The sequence below is a fragment of the Saccharothrix isguenensis genome (assembly GCF_052936305.1).
Genome location: NZ_CP193626.1, coordinates 6,910,343 through 6,934,261, shown reverse-complemented (window position 1 = coordinate 6,934,261; position 23,919 = coordinate 6,910,343). Strand labels below are relative to the sequence as shown.

General features: G+C 71.0%; 17 protein-coding genes. 12 read left to right on the top strand and 5 right to left on the bottom strand.

The window, feature by feature from the left end:
- Positions 1–58 precede the first annotated feature (58 nt).
- A complete protein-coding gene (locus tag ACRAKI_RS31160; RefSeq protein ID WP_447004061.1) occupies positions 59–973 on the top strand; it encodes a cation diffusion facilitator family transporter in 915 nt (304 codons plus the stop codon).
- A gap of 7 nt (positions 974–980) precedes the next feature.
- Here ACRAKI_RS31160 and ACRAKI_RS31155 read toward each other — a convergent pair whose 3' ends face one another.
- The 4 genes from ACRAKI_RS31155 to ACRAKI_RS31140 all read right to left on the bottom strand — a co-directional run bounded on the left by ACRAKI_RS31155 (position 981) and on the right by ACRAKI_RS31140 (position 9,160).
- A complete protein-coding gene (locus ACRAKI_RS31155) occupies positions 981–5,237 on the bottom strand; it encodes a GH92 family glycosyl hydrolase (RefSeq protein WP_447004060.1) in 4,257 nt (1,418 codons plus the stop codon).
- Positions 5,238–5,644: 407 nt separating this feature from the next.
- On the bottom strand, positions 5,645–7,534 hold the full coding sequence (locus ACRAKI_RS31150) for an acyl-CoA dehydrogenase family protein (RefSeq protein WP_447004059.1): 1,890 nt from the start codon (positions 7,532–7,534) through the stop codon (positions 5,645–5,647).
- 83 nt (positions 7,535–7,617) lie between these two features.
- On the bottom strand, positions 7,618–8,319 hold the full coding sequence (locus ACRAKI_RS31145) for a DUF305 domain-containing protein (RefSeq protein ID WP_447004058.1): 702 nt from the start codon (positions 8,317–8,319) through the stop codon (positions 7,618–7,620).
- 22 nt (positions 8,320–8,341) lie between these two features.
- Positions 8,342–9,160, bottom strand: coding sequence for a DUF3105 domain-containing protein (locus ACRAKI_RS31140; RefSeq protein ID WP_447004057.1), 819 nt, complete (start codon positions 9,158–9,160; stop codon positions 8,342–8,344).
- A gap of 170 nt (positions 9,161–9,330) precedes the next feature.
- Here ACRAKI_RS31140 and argS point away from each other — a divergent pair, with 170 nt between their 5' ends.
- From argS to rho, 6 genes are all read left to right on the top strand, one after another.
- Entirely contained in the window at positions 9,331–10,974 is a 1,644-nt protein-coding gene (gene argS / locus ACRAKI_RS31135) for an arginine--tRNA ligase (RefSeq protein WP_447004056.1), read from the top strand.
- Positions 10,974–12,398 (top strand): diaminopimelate decarboxylase, encoded by a 1,425-nt coding sequence (lysA, locus tag ACRAKI_RS31130; protein ID WP_447004055.1) that lies wholly within the window; start codon positions 10,974–10,976, stop codon positions 12,396–12,398. The genes argS and lysA overlap by 1 nt, the downstream gene beginning before the upstream one ends.
- Positions 12,399–13,733: a homoserine dehydrogenase gene (locus ACRAKI_RS31125; RefSeq protein WP_447004054.1), complete on the top strand. Its 1,335-nt coding sequence runs from the start codon at positions 12,399–12,401 to the stop codon at positions 13,731–13,733.
- Positions 13,730–14,836 (top strand): threonine synthase, encoded by a 1,107-nt coding sequence (gene thrC / locus ACRAKI_RS31120; protein WP_447004053.1) that lies wholly within the window; start codon positions 13,730–13,732, stop codon positions 14,834–14,836. The genes ACRAKI_RS31125 and thrC overlap by 4 nt, the downstream gene beginning before the upstream one ends.
- Positions 14,837–14,877: 41 nt before the next feature.
- Positions 14,878–15,738, top strand: a complete 861-nt coding sequence (thrB, locus tag ACRAKI_RS31115) for a homoserine kinase (protein ID WP_447004052.1) — start codon at positions 14,878–14,880, stop codon at positions 15,736–15,738.
- A 343-nt stretch (positions 15,739–16,081) separates the two neighbouring features.
- Positions 16,082–18,307, top strand: a complete 2,226-nt coding sequence (gene rho, locus ACRAKI_RS31110; protein ID WP_447004051.1) for a transcription termination factor Rho — start codon at positions 16,082–16,084, stop codon at positions 18,305–18,307.
- A 69-nt stretch (positions 18,308–18,376) separates the two neighbouring features.
- Here the strand turns inward: rho and ACRAKI_RS31105 are convergent, their stop codons facing one another.
- Complete coding sequence (locus ACRAKI_RS31105) at positions 18,377–18,784, bottom strand: hypothetical protein (RefSeq protein WP_447004050.1); 408 nt, start codon at positions 18,782–18,784, stop codon at positions 18,377–18,379.
- Between the two features lie 246 nt (positions 18,785–19,030).
- Between ACRAKI_RS31105 and rpmE the strand changes: the two genes are divergently transcribed.
- The 5 genes from rpmE (at position 19,031) to prmC (ending at position 23,916) form a co-directional block, all read left to right on the top strand.
- Entirely contained in the window at positions 19,031–19,243 is a 213-nt protein-coding gene (rpmE, locus tag ACRAKI_RS31100) for a 50S ribosomal protein L31 (protein ID WP_447008565.1), read from the top strand.
- Between the two features lie 96 nt (positions 19,244–19,339).
- Complete coding sequence (gene prfA, locus ACRAKI_RS31095) at positions 19,340–20,395, top strand: peptide chain release factor 1 (RefSeq protein ID WP_447004049.1); 1,056 nt, start codon at positions 19,340–19,342, stop codon at positions 20,393–20,395.
- 20 nt (positions 20,396–20,415) lie between these two features.
- Complete coding sequence (locus ACRAKI_RS31090) at positions 20,416–21,621, top strand: acyl-CoA thioester hydrolase/BAAT C-terminal domain-containing protein (protein WP_447004048.1); 1,206 nt, start codon at positions 20,416–20,418, stop codon at positions 21,619–21,621.
- 10 nt (positions 21,622–21,631) lie between these two features.
- Positions 21,632–23,017, top strand: a complete 1,386-nt coding sequence (lpdA, locus tag ACRAKI_RS31085) for a dihydrolipoyl dehydrogenase (protein ID WP_447004047.1) — start codon at positions 21,632–21,634, stop codon at positions 23,015–23,017.
- 35 nt (positions 23,018–23,052) lie between these two features.
- Positions 23,053–23,916, top strand: coding sequence for a peptide chain release factor N(5)-glutamine methyltransferase (gene prmC / locus ACRAKI_RS31080; RefSeq protein ID WP_447004046.1), 864 nt, complete (start codon positions 23,053–23,055; stop codon positions 23,914–23,916).
- Positions 23,917–23,919 lie beyond the last annotated feature (3 nt).

Sequence of the window (23,919 nt, the reverse complement as noted above, 5' to 3'; positions counted from 1 at the left end):
GGTCACCCCTTCGGGCACCGGGTTGCACTCATGCGCATGTGACTATATGTTGCCTGGCATGGGTCACGGACACGGCCACGGTGGGTCGTCGCTGAGCGGGAGCGCCAAGCACCTCGGCCGACTGTGGATCGCCTTCGGCATCGGAGCGGTCTTCATGGCCGTCGAGTTCGCGGTGGGCATCGCGACCGGCTCGCTGGCCCTGATCTCCGACGCCGCCCACATGCTCACCGACGTCCTGGGCATCGGCATGGCCATCGCCGCCATCATGCTCGCCCGCCGCACGCACCGGGGCGGCAGCCGCACGTTCGGCCTCTACCGCGCCGAGGTGCTCGCCGCCCTCGCCAACGCCGTGCTGCTGTTCGGCGTCGCCGGTTACGTCGTCTACGAGGCCGTCGGCCGGTTCGACGACCCGCCGGAAGTCCCCGGTCTCCCCGTCGTCCTGGCCGCCACCGCCGGCCTCGTCGCCAACGTCGTCGCCTTCCTCATGCTGAGGGAAGGCGCGAAGGACAGCATCAACGTCCGAGGCGCGTACCTGGAGGTCCTGGCCGACCTCGTCGGCTCCGTCGGCGTGCTCATCAGCGGCGCCGTGACGTTGATCTTCGGCTGGCGCTACGCCGACCCCGTCATGGGTGTCGCGATCGGCCTGTTCGTCCTACCTCGCACCTGCAAGCTCGCCGCGAGCGCGCTGCGCATCCTCTTCCAGCACGCCCCGGCAACCCTGGACGTCACCGAGGTCCGGGCCGAGCTGAGCCGACTCCCCGGCGTGGCCGAGGCGCACGACCTGCACGTCTGGACGCTCACCTCGGGCATGGAGGTCGCCTCCGCCCACCTCACCACCCACGACCACGTCGACCCGGCCGAGGTCCTGCACGCCGCCCAGGAGCTGCTGGCCCAGCGCTACCACATCGAGCACGCCACGCTCCAGGTCGAACCAGGAGATTCCGCGCAGCGGTGCCGCGAAATCTCCTGGTGACCACCACCTACAGCGAACGGCACTGACCGTTCTTCGGCCCGCTCACCTCGTTCGCCCAACCGCTGTTCACCGGAGCGGGCTCGTTGCCCGTGCACGCCAGCGGCCCGGCGACGGTGTTGCCGGCCACGAGCGTGCCGCCCTTGTTGTCCACCAGCCGCACCGGTCCGCCGGCGTCCACCCGCTCCAACGCCAGCTCACCGGACGTCCCGCTGATGGTCACCGGCCCGCTCACCGACGTCTCGACCAGCACGACCGCCGCCGCGCCGGTCGCCGTCACCGGGCCTTCCACCGTGCCGCCGAACACGTACAGCGACGCACCCGCCGCCACCGTCACGGGGCCGGTCACGGAAGCACCGTCCACGCACGTCACGCCGGACTCCACGCGCAACGCTCCGACGTGCTCACCGGTGACCACGGTCCCGCAGGTCACGAACGGCTTGGCCAGCAGCTCGAACTCGGCCGGCGTCGACTGACCCGGGAACTCCAGCCGGTAGTGCTGGTAGTGACCCGGCCGGGCGATCTTGAACGCCCGGGTCTGCTGCCGCCACGGGAACGCCTCACCGGACCGCTCGTCGACCGTGGCCCAGGTCTTCCCGTCGTACGAACCCTTCAGCACCCAGGAAGCCGGATCACCGCCGCCCTTGCCGGACGTGAGCGTGTAGAACGAAGCGCTCTCCTTCTTCGACGGCAGGTCCACCTGCAACCACGACAACGCACCCGACGTCTGCGAGGTGTTGTCCACCAGCGCGGCCGGCGCCCCGGTCACCGTGCCCGACGACGTCACGTCGCGCAGCGGCGCGGGGGCTTCCGAACCCGTGGTCAACGACGGCGGCGCGGCGTCCGGACCGGTGGCCCAGCGGGAGGGGGCGGACCCCATCTCGAAGTCCAGCGTCCCGCCCGACGCGATCTCGGCGTGCGGCAGGTACGACTTGTCCCACGTCTTCCCGTTCACCTTCAGCGACTGCACGTAGATGTTCCGCGCGGAGTTCGCCGGCGCGTTGATCACGAGCGAGCGCCCGTTCTCCAGGTGCACGGTCATCTTCTCGAACAGCGGCGACCCGATCGCGTACGACGCGTTGCCCATCTGCAGCGGGTAGAAGCCCATCGCGCTGAACAGCCACCACGCCGACTGCTCGCCGTTGTCCTCGTCACCGGGGTAGCCCTGGCCGATCTCGCTGCCCACGTACAGCCGGGACATGATCTCCCGCACCTTCTCCTGCGTCTTCCACGGCTGACCGGCGTAGTCGTACATGTACGCGATGTGGTGCGACACCTGGTTGGAGTGCCCCAGCTGCCCCATCCGCACGTCCCGCGCCTCGGTCATCTCGTGGATCACGCCGCCGTACGAGCCGGGGAACTTCGCCGTCTCCGGGGTGGCGAAGAACTCGTCCAGCTTCGACCCCAGCCCGTCCCGCCCGCCGTACAGGTTGGCCAGGCCCTGGCCGTCGTGCGGCACCGAGAACGCCATGTTCCAGCCGTTGGTCTCGGTGTAGTCGTGGCCCCACTCGCGCGGGTCGTACTGGTCGGGCGCCGCGCGGCGCGTGCCGTCCGGCCTGCGGCCCTGGAAGAACCCGGTGGCCGGGTCGAACATGTGCACGTAGTTCTGGGCGCGGTTCGAGAAGTACTCGGACGACGCCTGGTACTGCGGGTCCCCGGTCTCCTCGTACAGCCGGCGCGCCATGTTGGCGATGCCGTAGTCGTTGACGTAGCCCTCGATCGCCCACGACATGCCCTCACCGGTGGCGGTGGAGGTGTAGCCGGTGAAGATCGACGTGTCGAGGCCCTTCCGGCCGACGCCCGCGTTCGGCGGTGCGACCGTCGCGTTCTTCACCGCCGCGTCGTAGGCCGCCTTCACGTCGAACGACCGCACGCCCTTGACGTACGCGTCCGCGAACGCCACGTCGGAGCTGGTGCCGGTCATCAGGTTCGCGTAGCCGGGCGACGACCAGCGCGAGATCCAGCCGCCGTCCCGGTACTGCTGGACGAACCCGTCCGCCAGCTCACCGGCCTTCGTCGGCGTGAACAGGCTGTACGCGGGCCACGTGGTCCGGTAGGTGTCCCAGAACCCGTTGTTGACGTAGATCTTGCCGTCCACGACCTTGGCGCCCGTCCGCGTCGGCGTGGACGGGCCGGCGGCCTGCACCGGTGACGCGTACTGGTGCTTGGGCGCGTCGGCCGTGCCGGTGTTCTCGTAGCCCGAGTTCGGGTACAGGTAGAGCCGGTAGAGGTTCGAGTACAGCGTGGTGAGCTGGTCCTCGGACGCCCCCTCGACCTCCACCATCCCGAGCACCCGGTCCCAGGCCTCCTGCGCCCGGTCCCGCACCGAGTCGAACGTATCCGAAGTGGACACCTCCAGCTCCAGGTTCCGCCGCGCCTGGTCCACGCCCAGCAACGACGTGGCGATCTTCATCGTGACGGTCTTGTCGGCCGACGTGTCGAACTGGAAGAAGCCCGCGACGTTGTCCCGGCCCGCGCCGGTCAGCCGACCGCTCGACTTCACCGGCTTGTCCACCACGCCGTACACGAACATCCGCGTCGCGCCGGTCGACAGGCCGCTCTTGACGTCGGAGAAGCCCGTGACCACGCCCGACGCCGGGTCCAGCGTCAGGCCACCGCTGTTGTTGACGTTGTCGAACACCAGGTTCGACGAGTCGCCGGTGAACGTGAAGCGGAACAGCGCGGCGTGGTCGGTCGGCGCGATCTCGGTGCGCATCCCGTTCTCGAACGTCACGCCGTAGTAGTGCGCCCGTGCGACCTCGTTCTCGTGTCGGAACGGCAGCGCCCGCGCCGCGCGGTCCGCGGTCGGCGTGCCGGTGGACGGCATCACCTGGAACGTCTGCCGGTCGCCCATCCACGGGCTCGGCTCGTGGCTCGCGGTGAACGCCTGCAGGGTCGGCAGGTTGTCCCGGTTGTTGTTCCTCGCGTACTCGTACAGCCAGCTGATCGAGCCCGCGTTCGTCATCGGCGACCAGAAGTTGAAGCCGTGCGGCACGGCGGTGGCCGGGAAGTTGTTGCCCCGGGAGAACGAGCCGCTGGAGTTCGTGCCGCGGTTCGTCAGCACCCAGTCCGACGGGCGTGGCCGCTCCACCACCACGGGCGCGGACTTCACCGCGATGTCGTCCACCCACCCGTTGAACCCGGCCGGCCCCTCGGGGTTGTCGTAGGCGACCAGGATCCGCTTGATCGTCTTGCCGGCCGCGACCGCGCCGACCACCGACGCGACCCGGTTCCACTGGTTGGTGTACAACGACTTCGCCGCGCCCTGGCCGCGCGGTGACAGCTCGAAGCCGTGCTGGTCGCGGGCGCCCAGGTCGCTGAGGTAGGTGCCGTCCGCGAACGCGAGGTCCAGCGAGACGAACGTGGCCGGGTAGTTCAGGTCGTCGGTGATGAACGACGGGAAGATCAGGTACGACAGCTCGGTGGTCGACGTGACCGGGATGTCCACCTCGAAGACCTTGTTGTACGAGTAGCCGCGCCCGTCGGCGACGTGCGTGCCCTGGTACCGCAACGCCTTCACCCCGGTGAACCCGGCGCCGGCCTTGGCGTTGTACCCGCCGTTGGCGCCCTTGCCCACGGTGGTGCGCATGTTCTGCGCCGGCGGGGTGGTGGAGCCGTCGGAGAACTGGACCTCGGCGAGCTGGATGAGGTTCACGCCGCCCGCGTTGGCCGAGATGTCCAGCTGGTAGAAGCGGAACGCCTCGGTGTTCGCGGTGTCGTAGGTCTTGGTCTGGAACCGCTCGGTGAACACCTCGCCGGTGCGGGCGTCGACCGGCGTCCACGTCGTGCCGTCGTTGGACGCGCGCAGCGTCCAGTCCTTCGGGTCGCGCTCGGGCGCGTCGTTGGCCGACGACATCGCGTACCGCCGCACCGCGACGGGCTCGGCGAAGGTGAACCGGACCCAGCCGGTGGGGGTGAAGGTCAGCCACTTCGACGACACGTTGCCGTCGACCAGGTTCTCCTTGACCTCACCCGATTCCGCGTACTCGGAATTCGCCGCCACGTCGACCACGCGGTCGGTGACGTTGCCGGGGATGCCGGTGGAGTCCGAGCCGTTGACGCCCGACGTGCGCGGCGTGCCGTCCGGTCCCGTCTCGACCGTGCTCGACCACTTCGGCTGCGGCTGCCCGTCCTCGAACGACGTGGCGAAGAGCGTCTCGCTCACGGCTGGCTCCCCCGGTGCGGCGGTCGCGGACGACCAGCCTCCCACGCTCACCGACGTGAGTGCAGCGATCGTTATGACCGCGAGAGATCTTCTTCCCCGCATGAGCCCCATTGCGCACGCCTTCCGCATCCGACAGCTGATCTTTAGCGAAGCAAAGGGCTAGCTGACATCGTTGTCAAGATCCGTCGGGGAACTTGTCCACAAGCCTGTCCGGCGGCCTGGTGCGATCACCCACCGTGCGCACGGGGCGTGGCCGCCGAGGGCGAGTCACTCTCTGAGAGTAGTCAAGAGGCTTCTACCTGGTGATTCACTCGAACGTCGTAGGTATGAACTCGCCAGTAAGGACGTAGCGTGACCGTACCTCCTCCTGGAGGGTTGTGTGTCCTTCCGTTAGTTGTTAGGGGAGTCGAAAGGGGAGTACGGGGGACGTGGTCCCCTTTCGACCGTCACACGGGGCAGGTGCCGCGCCCGTCAACACCTGCCCCGTGTGGACAACGGAATCGACCCGACTAAGGCGTCTTCCGGTGCACGTCGTGCATTGGCGAAGCGTGGTGCGCCGAATCGGCGATCCACGGACCGGGGCTCGACGGGTCCAGCACGCCCTCTTCGAGCCAGGTGAACCGCCCGTCCAGGACCTGCCGCGCCACCGCGAGGTCCGAGTCGTCCGAGTTGCGCCACAACCCGTCGAACAGCTCGTCCACCCGGACCCTGGCCTGCGCGGCGAACGCGTCCGCCAGCCCCACCGCCCGGTCGCCGTCCGCCGCCGCCTTCACGCACGCCGCGCTGATCGCGAACAGCTCCGCGCCGATGTCCACGATGCGGCCCAGCAACCGCTGCTTGCGCTCCAGCCGGCCCTGCCAACGGGACATCGCGTAGAACGTCTGCCGGGCCAACCGCCGACTCGCCCGCTCCACGAACCGCAGGTGCCCGGCCAGCGGGCCGAACTCCCCGTACGCGCGCGGCACCTGGCCCTTGCCGACCACGAGGGTCGGCAGCCACTTCGCGTAGAACCCGCCCGCCTTGGCGAACGCCCGCGCCTTGCGCTTGGTGTCCGCCTCCGGGTCGATGATGTCCCCGGCGACGGCGAGGTGCGCGTCCACCGCCTCCCGCGCGATCAGCAGGTGCATGATCTCGGTCGAGCCCTCGAAGATCCGGTTGATCCGCAGGTCGCGCAGCATCTGCTCGGCCGGCACGCCCCGCTCGCCCCGGGCCGCCAGGGACGCCGCCGTCTCGTAGCCCCGACCGCCGCGCAGCTGGACCAGCTCGTCCGCGACCAGCCACGCCATCTCGGAGCCGTAGAGCTTGGCCAGCGCGGCCTCGATGCGGATGTCGTGCCCGCCCTTGTCGGCCAGTTCGCCGGCCAGGTCGAGCACGGCCTCCAGCGCGTAGGCGGTGGCCGCGATGAACGCCACCTTGCCGGTGATGGCCTCGTGCCGGCCGATCGGGCGGCCCCACTGCACCCGTTCGACGGACCACTCGCGGGCGACCTTCAGGCACCACTTCGCCGCGCCCGCGCACATCGCCGGCAGCGACAGCCGGCCGGTGTTGAGGGTGGTGAGCGCGATCTTGAGGCCCGCACCCTCCTCGCCGATCAGGTTGGCACTCGGCACGCGGACCCGGCGGAACCGGGTGACGCCGTTCTCCAGCCCGCGCAGGCCCATGAACTCGTTCCGGTTCTCCACCGTGATGCCGGGCGAGTCGGCCTCGACCACGAACGCGCTGATGCCCTTGCCGGGCACCTGGGCCATCACCACGAGCAGTTCGGCCACCACGCCGTTCGTCGTCCACAGCTTCACGCCGTCGAGCAGGTACCCGTCGTCGGTGGGCGTGGCGGTGGTGCCGAGGCGGGCCGGGTCGCTGCCCACGTCCGGCTCGGTGAGCAGGAACGCGCTGATCGCGCCGTTCGCGCAGCGGGGCAGGTACTCCCGCTTCTGCTCGTCCGTGCCGAAGAGGGCGAGCGGTTGCGGCACGCCGATGGACTGGTGGGCGGACAGCATCGCGCCCAGGGCCGGGTTGACCGAGCCGACCAGCATCAGCGCCCGGTTGTAGTGGACCTGGGACAGGCCGAGGCCGCCGTACTCCGGTCCGATCTTCATGCCGAACGCGCCGAGCTGCTTCAGGCCGGTCAGCACGTGGTCGGGGATGCGGGCCTCACGCTCGATGAGCGCGCCGTCGACGGTGTTCTCGCAGAACTCGCGGAGGATGGTCAGGAACGCCTCGCCGCGTTCCCGGTCCTCGGCGGAGCCGCTGGGGTGGGGGTGGATCAGGTCGAGCCGGAAGTGGCCGAGGAAGAGCTCCCGGCCGAAGCTGGGATGGCGCCACCGCGTCTCCCGCGCCTGTTCGGCGACCTTGCGCGCGGTGCGCTCGTCGACGTTCCGGTCGGGATCCACTGCGGTCATCGCTGACCTCCAGGACGGGGCCTCCCACGCTACTACTCACGGGTAGCCCCGACTGGGTGACGTGAACCGCCGAAAGGCTGACGCTAGAGGGGCAGGGGAGCGGCGCCGCGGTCGGCGAGCAGCTTTTCCATGTAGTCGCTCTCGCTGGTCTGCGACTTGAGCATGCTCTCCGCGAGGGTCCGCACCGCGTGCCGGCCGGCGTGCTCGGCCCCGTACTCGGCCATGGGCGCGCCGCCCTGGTGGTGCCGCAGCATCAGCTGGAGGAAGTAGGTGTCGAACTCCGCGCCCGACAGCGAGCGGAGCTTCGTCAGCTCCTCCGACGTGGCCATGCCCGGCATCACGGCGCTGCCCGCGGTGTCGCCGGTCGCGCTGTGCCCGTGCTCGGACCCCGACGCCATCCACTCCATGTGGCGTCCCGGCTGCGCCTGCTCCGGCATGCCCCAGAGCATCAGCCAGCCCTTCATCCGGCCGACCTGCTCCAGCTGCGTGCCGGTGATGTCGAAGGCGAACAGCCGGACCTCCTCGTCCGTGGACTGATCGCGGGCGAGGTTGGCCATCTGCACGGCCTGGAGGTGGTGCGTGGACATGTCCTGGCAGAAGCCGACGTCCACCGAGTCGGCCGAGGGCACCGACGTGTCGTCGGAGTTGGGCAGCTGGATCAGCAGGCCGACCGCGGCGCCGAGCAGCAGCGTGGCGACCACGGCCGCGCCGAGGACCACCGCCCGGACGAGGTTGCCCCGTCCGGCGGTGGTCCCGGCGTTGTCGGTCACTGCGTTGTCGGTCACCGCGCTCGACCAGGTGCTTCGATCAGCTGCCGGCGGTGGTGCCGGCGGGCGCGCTGGCGTCGGTCGGCGCGGTGCCGGCGGCGTCCCGGGCGCTCTCCGCCTCGTCACCCATCGGCTCGGCGTCCGCACCGGGCGGCTCGGACGCGAACGGGGCCGGGCTCGACGCGAACGACGGGTTGTCGCACGACGCGCCGACCTCGGGGTACGTGTACTGGTTGCGCCGCAGCGACTGGATGAACTGGTCGATGCGCTCGTCGTCGGCGTTGTCCAGCTTCAACTGGTGGCCCCACGCCTGCAGCGAGATCGACTTGTCGAGGCCCGGGTAGGGCGACATGATCGTGAACGGCTGGCCGTCGACCTTCGCCTTGAGCTTGTCCAGCGCCTCGCCGGTCACCTGGTCGGGGTTGTAGGCAACCCACACGGCGCCGTGCTCCAGCGAGTGGACCATGTTCTCGGTGCGGACGGCGTTGGGGTACACGACGCCGTTGCAGTCGGCCCACGCGTTGTCGTGCGGTCCGCCGAACGGCGGGGCGAAGTCGTACGCCACCCGCTTCGTCGCGTCGACGTGCTTGCCCGGCTTGTACTCGCGCTTGATGACGCCGGGGATCTGGTCCGAGGGGTCCTGGTTCTCCTCGGACGGGACCCACTTGGCGAGCGCCGCTTCCTTGGCGTTCTGGTCCGAGATCTGCCCGAACGCGTAACCGAACACGGTGCCGGCCAGGGCCAACACGGCTACCACCGCCACGATGGTTCCCCATGGCTTCGGCTTCTTCGCCACCACCGAGGAGCGCGCCGCCGCAACGCTGGAGCGCGCGGCCTTCGTCTTCTTGCCGCTGGTCATGTCCGCCTCAGTCTCGTCATACGCCCATGCCGCAGGTCAGTGTAGGGATACGGTGTCTGGTCACCGTCAACTGCCCGTCACGGCGGGTGGCCGGCGGTGGTGGGGTTTCCCACTTCGCGGGACGCGCATCCCGGTCGAGACCAGCGGGAACACTTCCCTAGACTTGCCGGGTGACTCCCGCTGCGCTCGCTGACCTGGTCCGTGCGACGGCCGTGGACGTGTTGTCCACCCGCGGCCTCGATCCCACTGCCCTGCCCACAGCGGTCACGATCGAGCGCCCCCGCAACCCCGAGCACGGCGACTACGCCACCAACGTGGCCCTCCAGACCGCCAAGAAGGTCGGCGTGACGTCCCGCGACCTGGCCGGCTGGCTGGCCGAGGCGCTGACCGGCACCGACGCCATCGCCTCGGTCGAGGTCGCGGGCCCCGGCTTCCTGAACCTGCGGCTCGCCGCGGACGCCCAGGGCGAGATCGTGCGCGACGTGCTGAAGGCCGGCGAGGCGTACGGCCGCGGCGACTCGCTCGCCGGCACCCGGATCAACCTGGAGTTCGTCTCGGCGAACCCGACCGGCCCCATCCACCTGGGCGGCACCCGCTGGGCGGCGGTCGGCGACGCGCTGGGCCGCATCCTGGAGGCCAACGGCGGCGAGGTCACCCGCGAGTACTACTTCAACGACGCGGGCGCGCAGATCGACCGGTTCGTCCGGTCCCTGATCGCCGCCGCGAAGGGCGAGCCCGCCCCGGAGGACGGCTACGCGGGCGGCTACATCGGCGACATCGCGGCCGAGGTGCTGCGGCAGGAGCCCGGCGCGCTGACCTCGGACGACTCGCACGAGCTGTTCCGCCGGATCGGCGTCGGCCTGATGTTCGAGGAGATCAAGGAGGCCCTGCACGACTTCGGCACGGACTTCGACGTCTTCTTCCACGAGGACTCGCTGCACAAGTCGGGGGCGGTCGCGAAGGCCGTCGAGCAGCTCAAGGGCTCCGAGGCGCTGTACTTCGAGAACGGCGCGTGGTGGCTCCGGTCCACCGAGTTCGGCGACGACAAGGACCGCGTGGTCATCAAGAGCGACGGCGAGCCGGCGTACATCGCGGGTGACATCGCCTACCTCTTGGACAAGCGGTCGCGGGGCTTCGACCTGTGCATCTACATGCTCGGCGCGGACCACCACGGCTACATCGGCCGGCTCAAGGCCGCCGCCGCCGCGCTGGGCGACGACCCGGCCTCGGTCGAGGTGCTGATCGGCCAGATGGTGAACCTCGTCAGCGACGGCAAGCCGGTCCGGATGAGCAAGCGCGCGGGCACCGTCATCACCCTGGAGGACCTGGTGGACGCGGTCGGCGTGGACGCCGCCCGGTACGCGATGTCCCGCTCCTCGGTCGACTCGTCCCTGGACCTCGACCTCGACCTGCTGCGCAAGCACAGCAACGACAACCCGGTGTTCTACGTCCAGTACGCGCACTCGCGCCTGTCGTCGCTGCTGCGCAACGCCGCCGACCTGGGCGTGACGCCCGGCGACGCGCTCGACCTGCTCACGCACGACCGCGAGGGCGACCTGATCCGCACGGTCGGCGAGTTCCCCCGCGTCGTCGGCGCAGCCGGTGAGCTGCGCGAACCGCACCGCGTCGCCCGGTACCTGGAGGAGCTGGCGGGTACCTACCACCGGTTCTACGAGGCCTGTCGGGTGCTGCCGCGCGGCGACGAGGAGACCACCGAGCTGCACCGCGCCCGGCTCCAGCTGTGCGCGGCGACCCGCCAGGTGTTCGCCAACGGCCTCGCGCTGCTGGGCGTGACCGCGCCGGAGCGCATGTGATGCGCGCCCACCCGGCCGGTCCCCGGCACGCCGACGTCATGATCCCGTCGAACACGGCGGGCAACCGGCCGTCGTCGGCCCAGGAGCTGGGCGCGCTGCACCCGCAGGTGTGGCCGCGCAACGCCGCACGCGGCGACGACGGCGTGGTGCGCCTCGGCGGCGTCGACGTGCGGCAGCTCGCCGAGGAGCACGGCACCCCGCTGTTCGTGATGGACGAGGCCGACTTCCGGGCCCGCTGCCGCGAGCACGCCGAGGCGTTCGGCGACCCGACCCGCGTCCACTACGCGTCCAAGGCGTTCCTGTCCGTCGCGGTGGCCCGCTGGGTCGCCGAGGAGGGCCTGAGCATCGACGTGGCCAGCGGCGGCGAGCTGGCCGTGGCGCTGCGCGCGGACTTCCCGCCGGAGCGGATCGCGCTGCACGGCAACAACAAGTCCACCGCCGAGCTGACCAGCGCGGTCGAGGCCGGTGTCGGCGCGGTCGTGCTGGACTCGTACTACGAGATCGCCCGGCTGGACCAGATCGCCCGGGAACGGGGCCGCGTGCAGCCGGTGATGATCCGGGTGACGGTCGGTGTCGAGGCGCACACGCACGAGTTCATCGCCACCGCGCACGAGGACCAGAAGTTCGGCTTCTCGCTGTCCTCCGGTGACGCGGCCGAGGCGGCCCGCCGGGTGCTGAAGTGCGAGGCGCTGCGGCTGATCGGCCTGCACAGCCACATCGGCTCGCAGATCTTCGACGCCAGCGGCTTCGAGGTCGCCGCGCGCCGGGTCATCGGCCTGCTCGCGGAACTCCGCGACGAGCACGGCGGCGCCATCCTGGAGCACGTCACGACGGTCGACCTGGGTGGCGGCCTCGGCATCGCCTACACCCCGGACGACGACCCGCCGCCGCCGGCCGAGCTGGCCAGGCAGCTGCGCGACATCGTGGCCAAGGAGTGCGAGCACGCCGAACTGCCGGTGCCCAAGATCGCGGTCGAGCCGGGCCGGGCCATCGTCGGCCCCGGCACGGTGACGCTGTACGAGGTGGGCACCATCAAGGACGTGCAGCTCGACGCGGGCGTCGTCCGCCGGTACGTGAGCGTGGACGGCGGCATGAGCGACAACATCCGCACCGCGCTCTACGACGCCGTGTACGACTGCAAGCTGGTGTCGCGCGACGCGGCGGACGACGCCAACCCCGTGCTGTGCCGCGTCGTCGGCAAGCACTGCGAGTCCGGTGACGTGGTCGTGCGCGACTGCTGGCTGCCCGACGACCTCGCTCCCGGCGACCTGATCGCGGTGGCCGCGACCGGTGCGTACTGCTACTCGATGGCCAGCGGCTACAACCGACTTCCCCGGCCCGCGCTCGCCGCGGTCGTGGACGGCCAGGCCCGGTTGCTCCTGCGCCGGGAGACCGAGGAAGACCTGTTCCGCCTGGAGGTATGAGTGTCTAGCCACGAACCGATCAAGGTCGCGTTGTTGGGCTGCGGCACGGTCGGCACCGAGGTGGTCCGGCTGCTCATCGACCAGGCGGCCGACCTCACCGCGCGCGTCGGCGCACCGGTCGAGGTGGCCGGCATCGCCGTGCGCAAGCCCAACAAGCACCGCGACGTGCCCGCGGAACTGCTGACGACGGACGCCGAGGCCCTCATCGCGTCGGACGTGGACGTCGTCGTGGAGGTCATCGGCGGCATCGAGCCCGCCCGCACGCTGCTGCTCGCCGCGCTGCGCTCGGGCAAGTCGGTGGTGACCGCGAACAAGGCGCTGCTCGCCGAGCACTCGGCGGACCTGTTCGAGGCGGCCGACGCGTCCGGCGCGGACCTCTACTTCGAGGCCGCCGTGGCGGGGGCGATCCCGCTGCTGCGCCCGCTGCGCGAGTCGCTCGCCGGCGACCGCATCACCCGCGTGATGGGGATCGTCAACGGCACGACCAACTTCATCCTGTCGGGCATGGATTCCACCGGGGCGAGCTACGGCGAGACCCTGGACGAGGCGACCCGGCTCGGGTACGCGGAAGCGGACCCGACGGCCGACGTGGACGGCTTCGACGCCGCCTCCAAGGCCGCGATCCTGGCGTCCCTCGCCTTCCACAGCCGGGTGACGGCCGCCGACGTGCACCGCGAGGGCATCGCGTCCGTCAGCGCCGCCGACATCGCCGCCGCCAAGGTCCTCGGCCGCACGGTGAAGCTCCTCGCGATCTGCGAGCGGGTCACCGTCGGCGGGGCCGACGACCGGACGACCGCGGACGGCACCCCGACCACCGAGAGCATCTCCGTCCGCGTGCACCCGGCGATGATCCCCAAGTCCCACCCGCTCGCGGGCGTGAACGGCGCGTTCAACGCGGTGTTCGTGGAGGCCGACGCGGCGGGCGAGATGATGTTCTACGGCCAGGGCGCGGGCGGCGCGCCGACCGCCAGCGCGGTGCTCGGCGACCTCGTCGCGGTGGCCCGCAACCGGGTGCACAGCGGGCGCGGCCCGCGCGAGTCGGCGTACGCGGCGCTGCCCGTCCGGCCGATGGGCCAGACGCCCACGCGCTACCACATCAGCCTCGACGTCGCCGACCGGGCGGGCGTGTTGTCGCAGGTCGCGGCGGTGTTCGCAGAGCACGACGTGAGCATCGCGGCGGTCCGGCAGGAGGGCCGGGTCGACGACGCCAGCCTGGTGATCGTCACCCACGCCGCGACCGATGCGGCATTGCGGTCGACCGTGGACAAAATCGGCGGGCTGCCCGTGGTTCGTGAAGTGGTCAGCGTGATGCGGGTGGAAGGCGAAGAGCTATGACGACGGCACAGGCGACCATGGGCGGCGCCGGCACTCCGGCGGCCGTGCGACCGGGGTGGCCGGGGATCATCCACGCGTACGCGGACCGGATCCCGCTCCCCGAGGGCGCCGAGGTCATCACCCTGCACGAGGGCGGCACGCCGCTGGTGGCCGCGCGGCACCTGTCGGAGCTGACCGGCTGCCAGGTCTACATCAAGGTCGAAGGCGCCAACCCGACCGGCTCGTTCAAGGACCGCGGCATGACCGTGGCCATGACGCACGCGCTGGCCAGCGGCATCCGGGGCGTCATCTGCGCGTCCACCGGCAACACGTCGGCGAGCGCGGCGGCGTACGCGGCCAAGGCCGGGATGGCCGCCGCGGTCCTCGTGCCGCAGGGCAAGATCGCGCTGGGCAAGCTGGCCCAGGCGGTCGCGCACGGCGCGAAGATCCTGCAGATCGAGGGCAACTTCGACGACTGCCTGGAGCTGGCCTCCAAGACGTCGATCGAGTACCCGATCACGCTGGTCAACTCGGTCAACCCGGTGCGGCTGATCGGCCAGAAGACCGCCGCGTGGGAGATCTGCGACGTGCTCGGCCGCGCGCCCGACGTCCACTGCCTCCCGGTGGGCAACGCGGGCAACATCACCGCGTACTGGCGCGGCTACTCGGACTACCACAAGGACGGCGTGATCGCCGCGACGCCGCGCATGTTCGGCTTCCAGGCCTCGGGGTCCGCGCCGCTGGTGCTGGGCGCGCCGGTGGCGAACCCGGAGACCATCGCGACCGCCATCCGGGTGGGCAGCCCGGCGTCCTGGACCGGCGCGGTGACGGCCAAGGAGGAGTCCGGTGGGCTGTTCGAGGCCGTGACGGACGAGAAGATCCTGGAGGCCTACCGGCTGCTGGCGTCGACCGAGGGCATCTTCGTCGAGCCCGCGTCCGCGACCAGCGTGGCGGGCCTGCTGGCCACGGTCGCCGACGGGCGCCTGCCGAAGGGCTCCACGGTCGTCTGCACGGTCACCGGCCACGGCCTGAAGGACCCGGACACCGCACTGCTCGGCATGGCCGAGGTCGAGCCGGTGCCGGTGGACCCGGGCGCCGTCGCCACCGCGCTGGAGCTGGCGTGACGGGCGCCCGCGTGACAGGTGTCCGCTCGACGGGTGTCCGCGTGGCGGTGCCGGCCTCCACGGCGAACCTCGGCTCGGGGTTCGACGCGCTCGGCATGGCGTTGGCCCTGCACGACGAGCTGGAGTTCGAGGCCATTCCGGCCGGTCTGGTCATCCGGGTCTCGGGTGAGGGCTCCTCGGACGTGCCGACGGACGAGGGCCACCTGGTCGTCCGGGCGTTCCGGGCGGCGTGCGAGCTGGTCGGCGCCGAGGTGCCGGGGCTGAGGCTGACGTGCCGCAACGCGATTCCGCACTCGCGCGGTCTCGGGTCGTCGGCGGCGGCGGTCGTGGCCGGTGTGGCGGCCGGGTTCGCCCTGGCCGGTCGCGAGTTGGACACGAGCGCGTTGCAACTCGCCGCGGAGTTCGAGGGCCACGCCGACAACGCCGCGGCGAGCATGTTCGGCGGCGTCGCCATCGCGTGGACGCAGGGTGACCGGTACCACGCGGTGCGTGTCGAGCCCGATCCGCGGGTGACCCCGGTCGTGCTGGTGCCGGACGTCGAGTCGTCCACCAAGACGACCCGCGGCCTGCTCCCGTCCAAGGTGCCGCACGAGGACGCGGCGTTCGCCGTGGGCCGTGCGGCGCTCGCCGTGCACGCCCTGACGGCGGACCCGTCGCTGCTCCTCGACGCGGTGGACGACCGGCTGCACGAGCCGTACCGGGAACCCGCCTGGCCTGCGACGACCCGCCTGGTGCGGGCGCTGCGGGACGCCGGGGTGCCGGCCGCGGTGTCGGGGGCGGGACCGACGGTCCTGGCCCTGCCCGTGGACGGCGAGCTGCCTCCGGGGGTGGACCTGACCGGGTTCGCCGCTCGTCGCGTGCCGGTCGACCTGGGCGGGGTCCGCGTTGCGCCACTCGACTGAGTGAAACGACGCGCCGCACCCCGGTTGTTGCACCGGACGGTAGCTGCGTCTACCCTCGGGGCCATCAGTCACCGCGCGCACGGGCGCCGGTGTGGTGCCCGGACTTTCGTTCCGGGTCGCATTCCTCCAGTGAGCTGGCTCTGTGCCGTATGGACGGGGTCGACGCTGGAAGGCACCCGCTCGCCGTGTGACCGAAGTCCCGTACCGGAGGACTCCGCTTTCGTGCGCGTTCCGCGCCGTCCGAGGTCCGCCTGAACCGGGACGAAACTGCCGCACCGCATTCCGTCGGACGGCAGGTCCGCTGGGTCGCGTAGGAGGCGCGATCCGGTCAGGAAGGACATGTGTGACCAACACCGATGTACTGAGCAGCCAAGCTCCTGCTGCTCCCAATCCCGCTGCCGGCAGTTCCGGAGCCGAGGAGAATGCTCTGACCACCCCTTCGAACGGCAGCGCCACGCCGCGCAAGCGCGCGGGCCTCTCTGGAATGGTGCTGGCCGAACTCCGTGAACTCGCAGGTCAGCTGGGCATCACCGGCACAGCCGGCCTTCGCAAGGGCGACCTGATCGCGGCCATCAAGGAGCGGCAGGGCGGTACCTCCGGTCGGGGCAGTGCCGCGACGCCGTCCAAGGCCGAGCCGCCCAAGACCGAGCCGTCAAAGACCGAGAAGAAGGCCGACGCGCCCAAGGCGGCCGCCGCGAAGGCGTCCGTGAAGGAGCGGGCCGCCGAGGCCCCCGCGCCGGTCGAGAAGCCCACCCAGCAGCAGCTGGACGTGACCGACCGGCCCGCCGAGGAGGAGGGTGGACGTCGGGGCAACCGCCGCCGTCGTTCCGCCAACCGCCCCGCCGGCAGCCCCGAGGCTCCGGCCGCGGAAGGCCAGCAGGCCCAGCCGCAGGCCGAGCGTCCCGCTCAGGTGGAGCGCCAGGCCGAGCGGCCCCAGGCCGACCGCGTCCAGGCCGACCGCGTCCAGGTCGACCGCCCCCAGGGTGACCGTGCCCAGGCCGACCGCCAGCAGGCCGACCGCCAGCAGGCCGACCGCCAGCAGGGCGAGCGCACCGAGCGTCCCGACCGCGGCGACCGTGGTGACCGGGGCGACCGCGGTGACCGCGGCGACCGGCAGGACCGCTCCGAACAGCGCGAACAGCGCCAGGACCGGGGCGACCGCGGCAACCGCGGCGACCGGCAGGAGCGGGGCGACCGCGGTGACCGGGGCGACCGCGGTGGTCGTGACGACCGCGGCGACCGCGGCGACCGCGGTGGCCGTGATCGCGACCGTGATCGCGACCAGAGCCGCAACCGCCAGCAGAGCGGCCCGGGTGACGACGGCGACGAGGACGGTGGCCGTCGTGGCCGCCGCTTCCGCGACCGCCGCCGCCGTGGCGGCCGTGGCGACGAAGCCGGTCCCACCACCGACACCGAGGTGCGCGACGACGACGTCCTGCTGCCCGTGGCGGGCATCCTCGACGTGCTGGAGAACTACGCGTTCGTCCGCACGTCGGGCTACCTGGCCGGGCCGAACGACGTCTACGTGTCGTTGTCGCTGGTCCGCAAGTACGGCCTCCGTCGCGGTGACGCCCTCATCGGCGCCGTGCGGCAGCCGCGCGACGGCGAGCAGCAGCGCCAGAAGTTCAACCCCCTGGTGCGGGTGGACAAGATCAACGGCCTCGACCCGGAGGAGTCCCGCAACCGGCCGGACTTCACCAAGCTGACGCCGCTGTACCCGAACGAGCGCCTGCGCCTCGAGACGGAACCGCACATCCTCACCACGCGCGTCATCGACCTGGTGATGCCGATCGGCAAGGGCCAGCGAGCCCTGGTCGTGTCGCCGCCGAAGGCGGGCAAGACCTCGGTGTTGCAGTCGATCGCGAACGCGATCACCAAGAACAACCCCGAGTGTCACCTGATGGTGGTGCTGGTGGACGAGCGGCCTGAAGAGGTCACCGACATGCAGCGGTCGGTGAAGGGCGAGGTCATCGCCTCCACCTTCGACCGTCCGCCGTCGGACCACACCACGATCTCGGAACTGGCCATCGAGCGGGCGAAGCGCCTGGTCGAGATGGGTCACGACGTGGTCGTGCTGCTGGACTCGATCACCCGACTGGGTCGTGCCTACAACCTCGCGGCCCCCGCGAGCGGCCGGATCCTGTCCGGTGGTGTCGACTCGACCGCGCTGTACCCGCCGAAGAGGTTCCTGGGCGCGGCCCGGAACATCGAGGGCGGCGGCTCGCTGACCGTCATCGCGACGGCCCTGGTCGAGACCGGGTCCGCGGGCGACAGCGTGATCTTCGAGGAGTTCAAGGGCACGGGTAACGCCGAGCTCAAGCTGGATCGGAAGATCGCGGACAAGCGGACCTTCCCGGCGGTGGACGTGGACGCGTCCGGCACCCGCAAGGAAGACCTGCTGCTGTCCCCGGACGAGTTGGCCGTCATGCACAAGCTGCGCAGGGTGCTGCACGCCCTGGACAGCCAGCAGGCGATCGACCTGCTGCTCGACCGGCTCCGCAAGAGCCGGACGAACATCGAGTTCCTGATGCAGGTGGCCAAGAACACCCCGAGCGGCGACAACGACTGACCCGCTCAGCAGCACCGAAGGCCCGTCCGGCACCCAGCCGGGCGGGCCTTCGCCCTCCGCGGGGTGGGGTCAGCAGTGGGTGGCGGGGGCGTGGCCGGCTTCGGCGAGGGCGGCGGTGCGGCGGCGTTCCACGAAGTACTCGGCGACCAGCAGGGCGGTCACCGGCACGCCGAGGCACACGGCGGCCACCACGGGCACGCGCACGCCGTCCAGCAGCAGGCCGGCCAAGAAGAAGGACGTTAGGTACGGCCAGCGGAGCCACGTGCGCTGCCACCGGGCGGTCCACACGACGGTGTTCGACAGCGCGATGCCCACGGCGGCACCCCCGCCGAAGACGGGGACCGACAGGGCGACGGACCCCGGAACGCCCAGCACGAGTCCGCCCAGCCCGGTCAGGCCGAGCACGGCACTCGTGAACAGGAACGGCACCGCCAGCCACGAGGCCAACCGCAGCGGGCGTCCGACAGCGCACAACACGCGCCCAGTGTGGCGTCCGCGCAACGCCGACACTGCTCTGAGTAGCCCAGCGGTTACCTGAAGCGCCGAATGGTCGACCCCGATCGGCGAACGGTTGTGACACCGGTTACGGGGAACAACCGCGTCCGACCTCGCGTTGCAGGGGTGGACAGCCGATCTGGCACACTGTCGGGTCGAGTCCGGCTCCGGTTCACCTCGAAGAACAGCAACGAGGACCCGGCGGCCAACGAGGAAAGGGACGAGACGTTGAAGACCGGCATTCACCCCGAGTACGTGACGACCGAGGTCACCTGCGGTTGCGGCAACACCTTCCAGACCCGCAGCACCAAGACGTCCGGTGACATCCACGTCGAGATCTGCTCCAACTGCCACCCGTTCTACACGGGCAAGCAGAAGATCATGGACACCGGTGGTCGGGTCGCGCGCTTCGAGGCCCGCTACGGCAAGCGCGCCAAGTAGCTGCCAGAACGGCGTCCACCCCCGATCGAGGGGTGGACGCCGTTGTCGTCTCCGGACCCCACCAAGGCCGCACCTCTCCAAGACCGGAGCAAGACCGTGACGTTGGACGCCCTGCTGGCCGAGCACGCCGAGCTGGAAGCCAAGCTCGCCGACCCCTCGGTGCACGCCGACCAGACGGGCGCGCGGAAGCTCGGCAAGCGCTACGCCGAGCTGACCCCCATCGTGAAGACGGCACGGGAGCTGGAGCAGGCGAAGTCGGACCTGGAGACGGCCCGTGAGCTGGCCGCCGAGGACCAGGTGTTCGCCGAGGAGGCGGAGCAGCTGGCCAGGACCGTCCCGGCGCTGGAGTCCAAGCTCACCGAGCTCCTCCTCCCGCGCGACCCGCACGACCACGCGGACGTCGTGCTGGAGATCAAGTCCGGCGAGGGCGGCGAGGAGTCGGCCCTGTTCGCGGGCGACCTGCTGCGCATGTACCTGCGGTACGCCGAACGCCACGGCTGGAAAGCCGAAGTGCTCGACGGCACGGATTCCGACCTGGGCGGCTACAAGGACGTCACGGTGGCCATCAAGAGCCGCACGGACACCCCGGACGGCGTCTGGTCGCGGCTGAAGTACGAGGGCGGCGTGCACCGCGTGCAGCGCGTCCCGGTGACGGAGTCGCAGGGCCGCATCCACACGTCCGCCGCCGGTGTCCTGGTGTTCCCGGAGACCGAGGACGTCGAGGTCGAGATCGACGAGAACGACCTGCGCGTGGACGTGTTCCGCTCGTCCGGCAAGGGCGGCCAGAGCGTCAACACGACCGACTCGGCGGTCCGCATCACGCACCTGCCCACCGGCATCGTGGTGTCCTGTCAGAACGAGCGCAGCCAGCTCCAGAACAAGGCCCGCGCCATGCAGGTGCTCCAGGCCCGGCTGACCGCGTTGGCCGAGGAGAAGCAGCAGCAGGAGGCGTCGGACGCCCGCCGCGTCCAGATCCGCACGGTCGACCGGTCCGAGCGGGTGCGCACGTACAACTTCCCCGAGTCACGCATCTCCGATCACCGTGTCGGGTACAAAGCGCATAACCTGGATCAAGTGCTCGACGGCGATCTGGACGCGGTGCTCGACGCGCTGGCGGCGGCGGACCGCGCTACGCGACTCGCCGAGGGGTAGGCAGACGAGAGGGGCGCGCAATGGCGGAAATCCTGGTGAACCCGCGCAGCGCCCCCCTCGACACCGCGCTGGAGATCGTCGTCACGGGTCTGTCCCCGGACCAGGTCGTGACGTTGTGCGCGACCACCGGTGACCGTGCCGCGTCGGCGGTGTTCCGGGCCGACGAACGCGGCGTGGTGGACGTGACCAGGCACGCGCCGGTCGAAGGCGCCTACTCGGGCGTCGACCCGATGGGCCTGTTCTGGTCGATGACGCCGACCGGCGGCGAGCGGCACGGCACGGTCCTCTCGGTCGAGGGCATCGGTCGGGTCGAAGTGGATCGCCGCACCGTGCCCGAGGGCGTCCGGCGGACCGAGGTCACGGAGAACGGCCTGGTAGGCGTGCTGTTCGAGCCGGACGACGACGGAACCCACCCCGGCGTGCTCGTGCTGAGCGGGTCCGAGGGCGGCGTGCACGAGTTGGACGCCGCGCTGCTCGCCGGCCACGGGTTCGCCGCGCTCGCGCTCGCCCACTTCGGTGCGCCGGGCGTGCCGGACGACCTGGTCGAGATCCCGCTGGAGTACTTCGGGACCGCACTGGAGTGGCTCGGCGCGCGGGCCGGGCGGCTCGGGGTCACGGGCGGCTCCCGCGGCGGTGAGCTGGCGCTGCTGGTCGGCGCGACGTTCCCCCGGGTCAAGGCCGTGGTGAGCGTGGTCGGCAGTGGGGTGGTCACGCAGTGCATCGGGCCCGGGCCCCGGCTGCTGCAGAAGCTGGAGCACGAGGCCGCGTCGTGGACGTGGCAGGACAGGCCGCTGCCGTACCTGCCGTACTCGATCCCGCACGAGCTGCGCCGCAGGATCGTGGACGGCGAACCGGTGCGGCTGAGGCCGGCGTTCGACCTCACCGACGGCATCCCCGAGGACACCGAGATCCCGGTCGAGCGGATCGACGGCGGTGTGTTGCTGCTCTCATCCGGTCGGGACGAGTCGTGGCCGTGCGCGGAGCTGAGCGAGGTCGCGTTCCGCCGGCTGGAGGAGCACGGGCACCCGCACCGGCACGAGCACGTCGTGTACCCCGAGGCAGGACACCTGATCGCGGGCCCACCGCACCGGCCGACCACGGACGTGGTCGTCCCGGGCCCCGGCGTCCGGTTCTCGATGGGCGGCACGCCTGCCGCGACGGCCGCCGCGAGGGTCGACGCGTGGCGTCGCACCGTTGAGTTCTTGTCGGACCAACTGGGCACCTAATGTGGGGCTCATGAGCGCACACTTTGACGTCGTGGTCCTCGGTGCGGGGCCAGGCGGGTACGTCGCCGCGATCCGCTCGGCCCAGTTGGGCCTGAAGACGGCGATCATCGAGGAGCGTTACTGGGGCGGGGTCTGCCTGAACGTGGGCTGCATCCCGTCGAAGGCGCTCCTGCGCAACGCGGAGCTGGCGCACCTGTTCACGCACGAGCAGAAGACCTACGGCATCCAGGTCGACGGCACGGTGAAGTTCGACTACGGCGTCGCGTACGAGCGCAGCCGGAAGGTCGCGGACGGGCGCGTCAAGGGCGTGCACTTCCTGATGAAGAAGAACGGCATCACGGAGTACAACGGCCGGGGGACGTTCGTCGACGCCAACACCATCCAGGTGGGTGACGAGACCGTCACGTTCGGCTCCGCGATCATCGCGGCCGGCGCGACGACCCGACTCCTCCCGGGGACGAAGCTGTCCGACCGGGTGGTGACGTACGAAGAGCAGATCATGACGAAGGACCTGCCGGAGAGCATCGTCATCGCGGGCGCGGGCGCCATCGGCGTCGAGTTCGCGTACGTGCTGCACAACTACGGCGTGAAGGTCACCATGGTCGAGTTCCTGGACCGGGTGGTGCCGCTGGAGGACGCCGACGTGTCGGCGGAGCTGGCCAAGCGGTACAAGCGGCTCGGGATCGACGTGCGGACGTCGACGCGGGTCGAGTCCATCGACGACTCCGGCCCCCGCGTGCGCGTGACCGTGTCCAAGGACGGCGCGCAGGAGGTGCTGGAGGCGGACAAGGTCATGCAGGCCATCGGCTTCCAGCCGCGGGTCGAGGGCTACGGGCTGGAGAACACCGGCGTGCAGCTCACGGAACGCGGTGCGATCGCCGTCGACGCACGCTGCCGCACGACCGTGCCGAACATCTTCGCCATCGGCGACGTGACCGCGAAGCTGATGCTCGCGCACGCCGCGGAGTCCATGGGCATCATCGCCGCCGAGACGATCGCGGGCGCGGAGACCATGGAGCTGGACTACGTGATGATCCCGCGGGCGACGTACTGCCAGCCGCAGATCGCGTCGTTCGGGTGGACCGAGGCGCAGGCCCGTGAGAAGGGCTACGACGTCCGCGTGGCGAAGTTCCCGTTCACCGCGAACGGCAAGGCGCACGGCATCGGCGACTCGGCCGGGTTCGTGAAGCTGATCAGCGACGCGAAGTACGGCGAGCTGCTCGGCGGTCACCTGATCGGTCCGGACGTGACCGAGCTGCTGCCGGAGCTGACGTTGGCGCAGCAGTGGGACCTGACCGTGCACGAGGTGGCGCGGAACGTCCACGCGCACCCGACGCTGGGCGAGGCGGTCAAGGAAGCGGTCCACGGCCTGGCCGGTCACATGATCAACTTCTGACCGGTGCCGATCGGATCTGTGTCTATCCTTTGGGCATGACCCGACACCCGCTGCGGCTGGCCATCCTCGAAGCGGAACGCATGCTGGCCGCGGCGGGTGTGGACAGCCCCCGGGTGGACGCCGAACTCCTCGCCGCGCACGTGCTCGGTGTCGAACGCTCGCGCCTGCCCCTGATCCCGCTGGTCGACCCGCCGGTGGTGGACGCGCTGCACAAGGTCGTGCTGCGGCGCACGACCCGCATCCCGTTGCAGCACATCACCGGCCGGTCGCACCTGGGCGGCGTGGACCTCGAAGTCGGCCCGGGCGTGTTCATCCCGCGCCCGGAGACCGAGCTGCTGATCGACTGGGCGCTGTCCACAGTGGACAAGACGGCCGGCTTGACCGTCGTGGACCTCTGCACCGGCTCCGGCGCCCTGGCCCTCGCCGCCGCGCACCTGCTGCCCCGCGCGACCGTGCACGCGATCGAACGCGACCCGGCGGCGCTGGCGTGGGCGCGCCGCAACGCCGAAGCCCGCAGCGCGGCCGGCGACACCCCGATCACCCTCCACGCCGGTGACGTCACCGCGCCGGACGTCCTGTCCGATCTGGACGGTCAGGTGGACCTGGTGCTGTGCAACCCGCCGTACGTGCCCGACGCGACCGAGGTCCAGCCGGAGGTGGCCGACCACGACCCGCGTCAGGCGGTCTTCGGCGGTCCGGACGGCCTGGACGTGATCCGGCACGTGGTGGCCCTGGCCGCACGCCTGCTCAAGCCGGGCGGCCACGTGGCGATCGAGCACGACGACACCCAGGGCGACGCGGTCCCGGCGCTGCTGGCCTCCCGCCGCGTCCTGACCGACGTGACCGACCACGCGGACCTGGCCGGCCGCCCCCGCTTCGCCACCGCCCGCCGAACCTGAGTC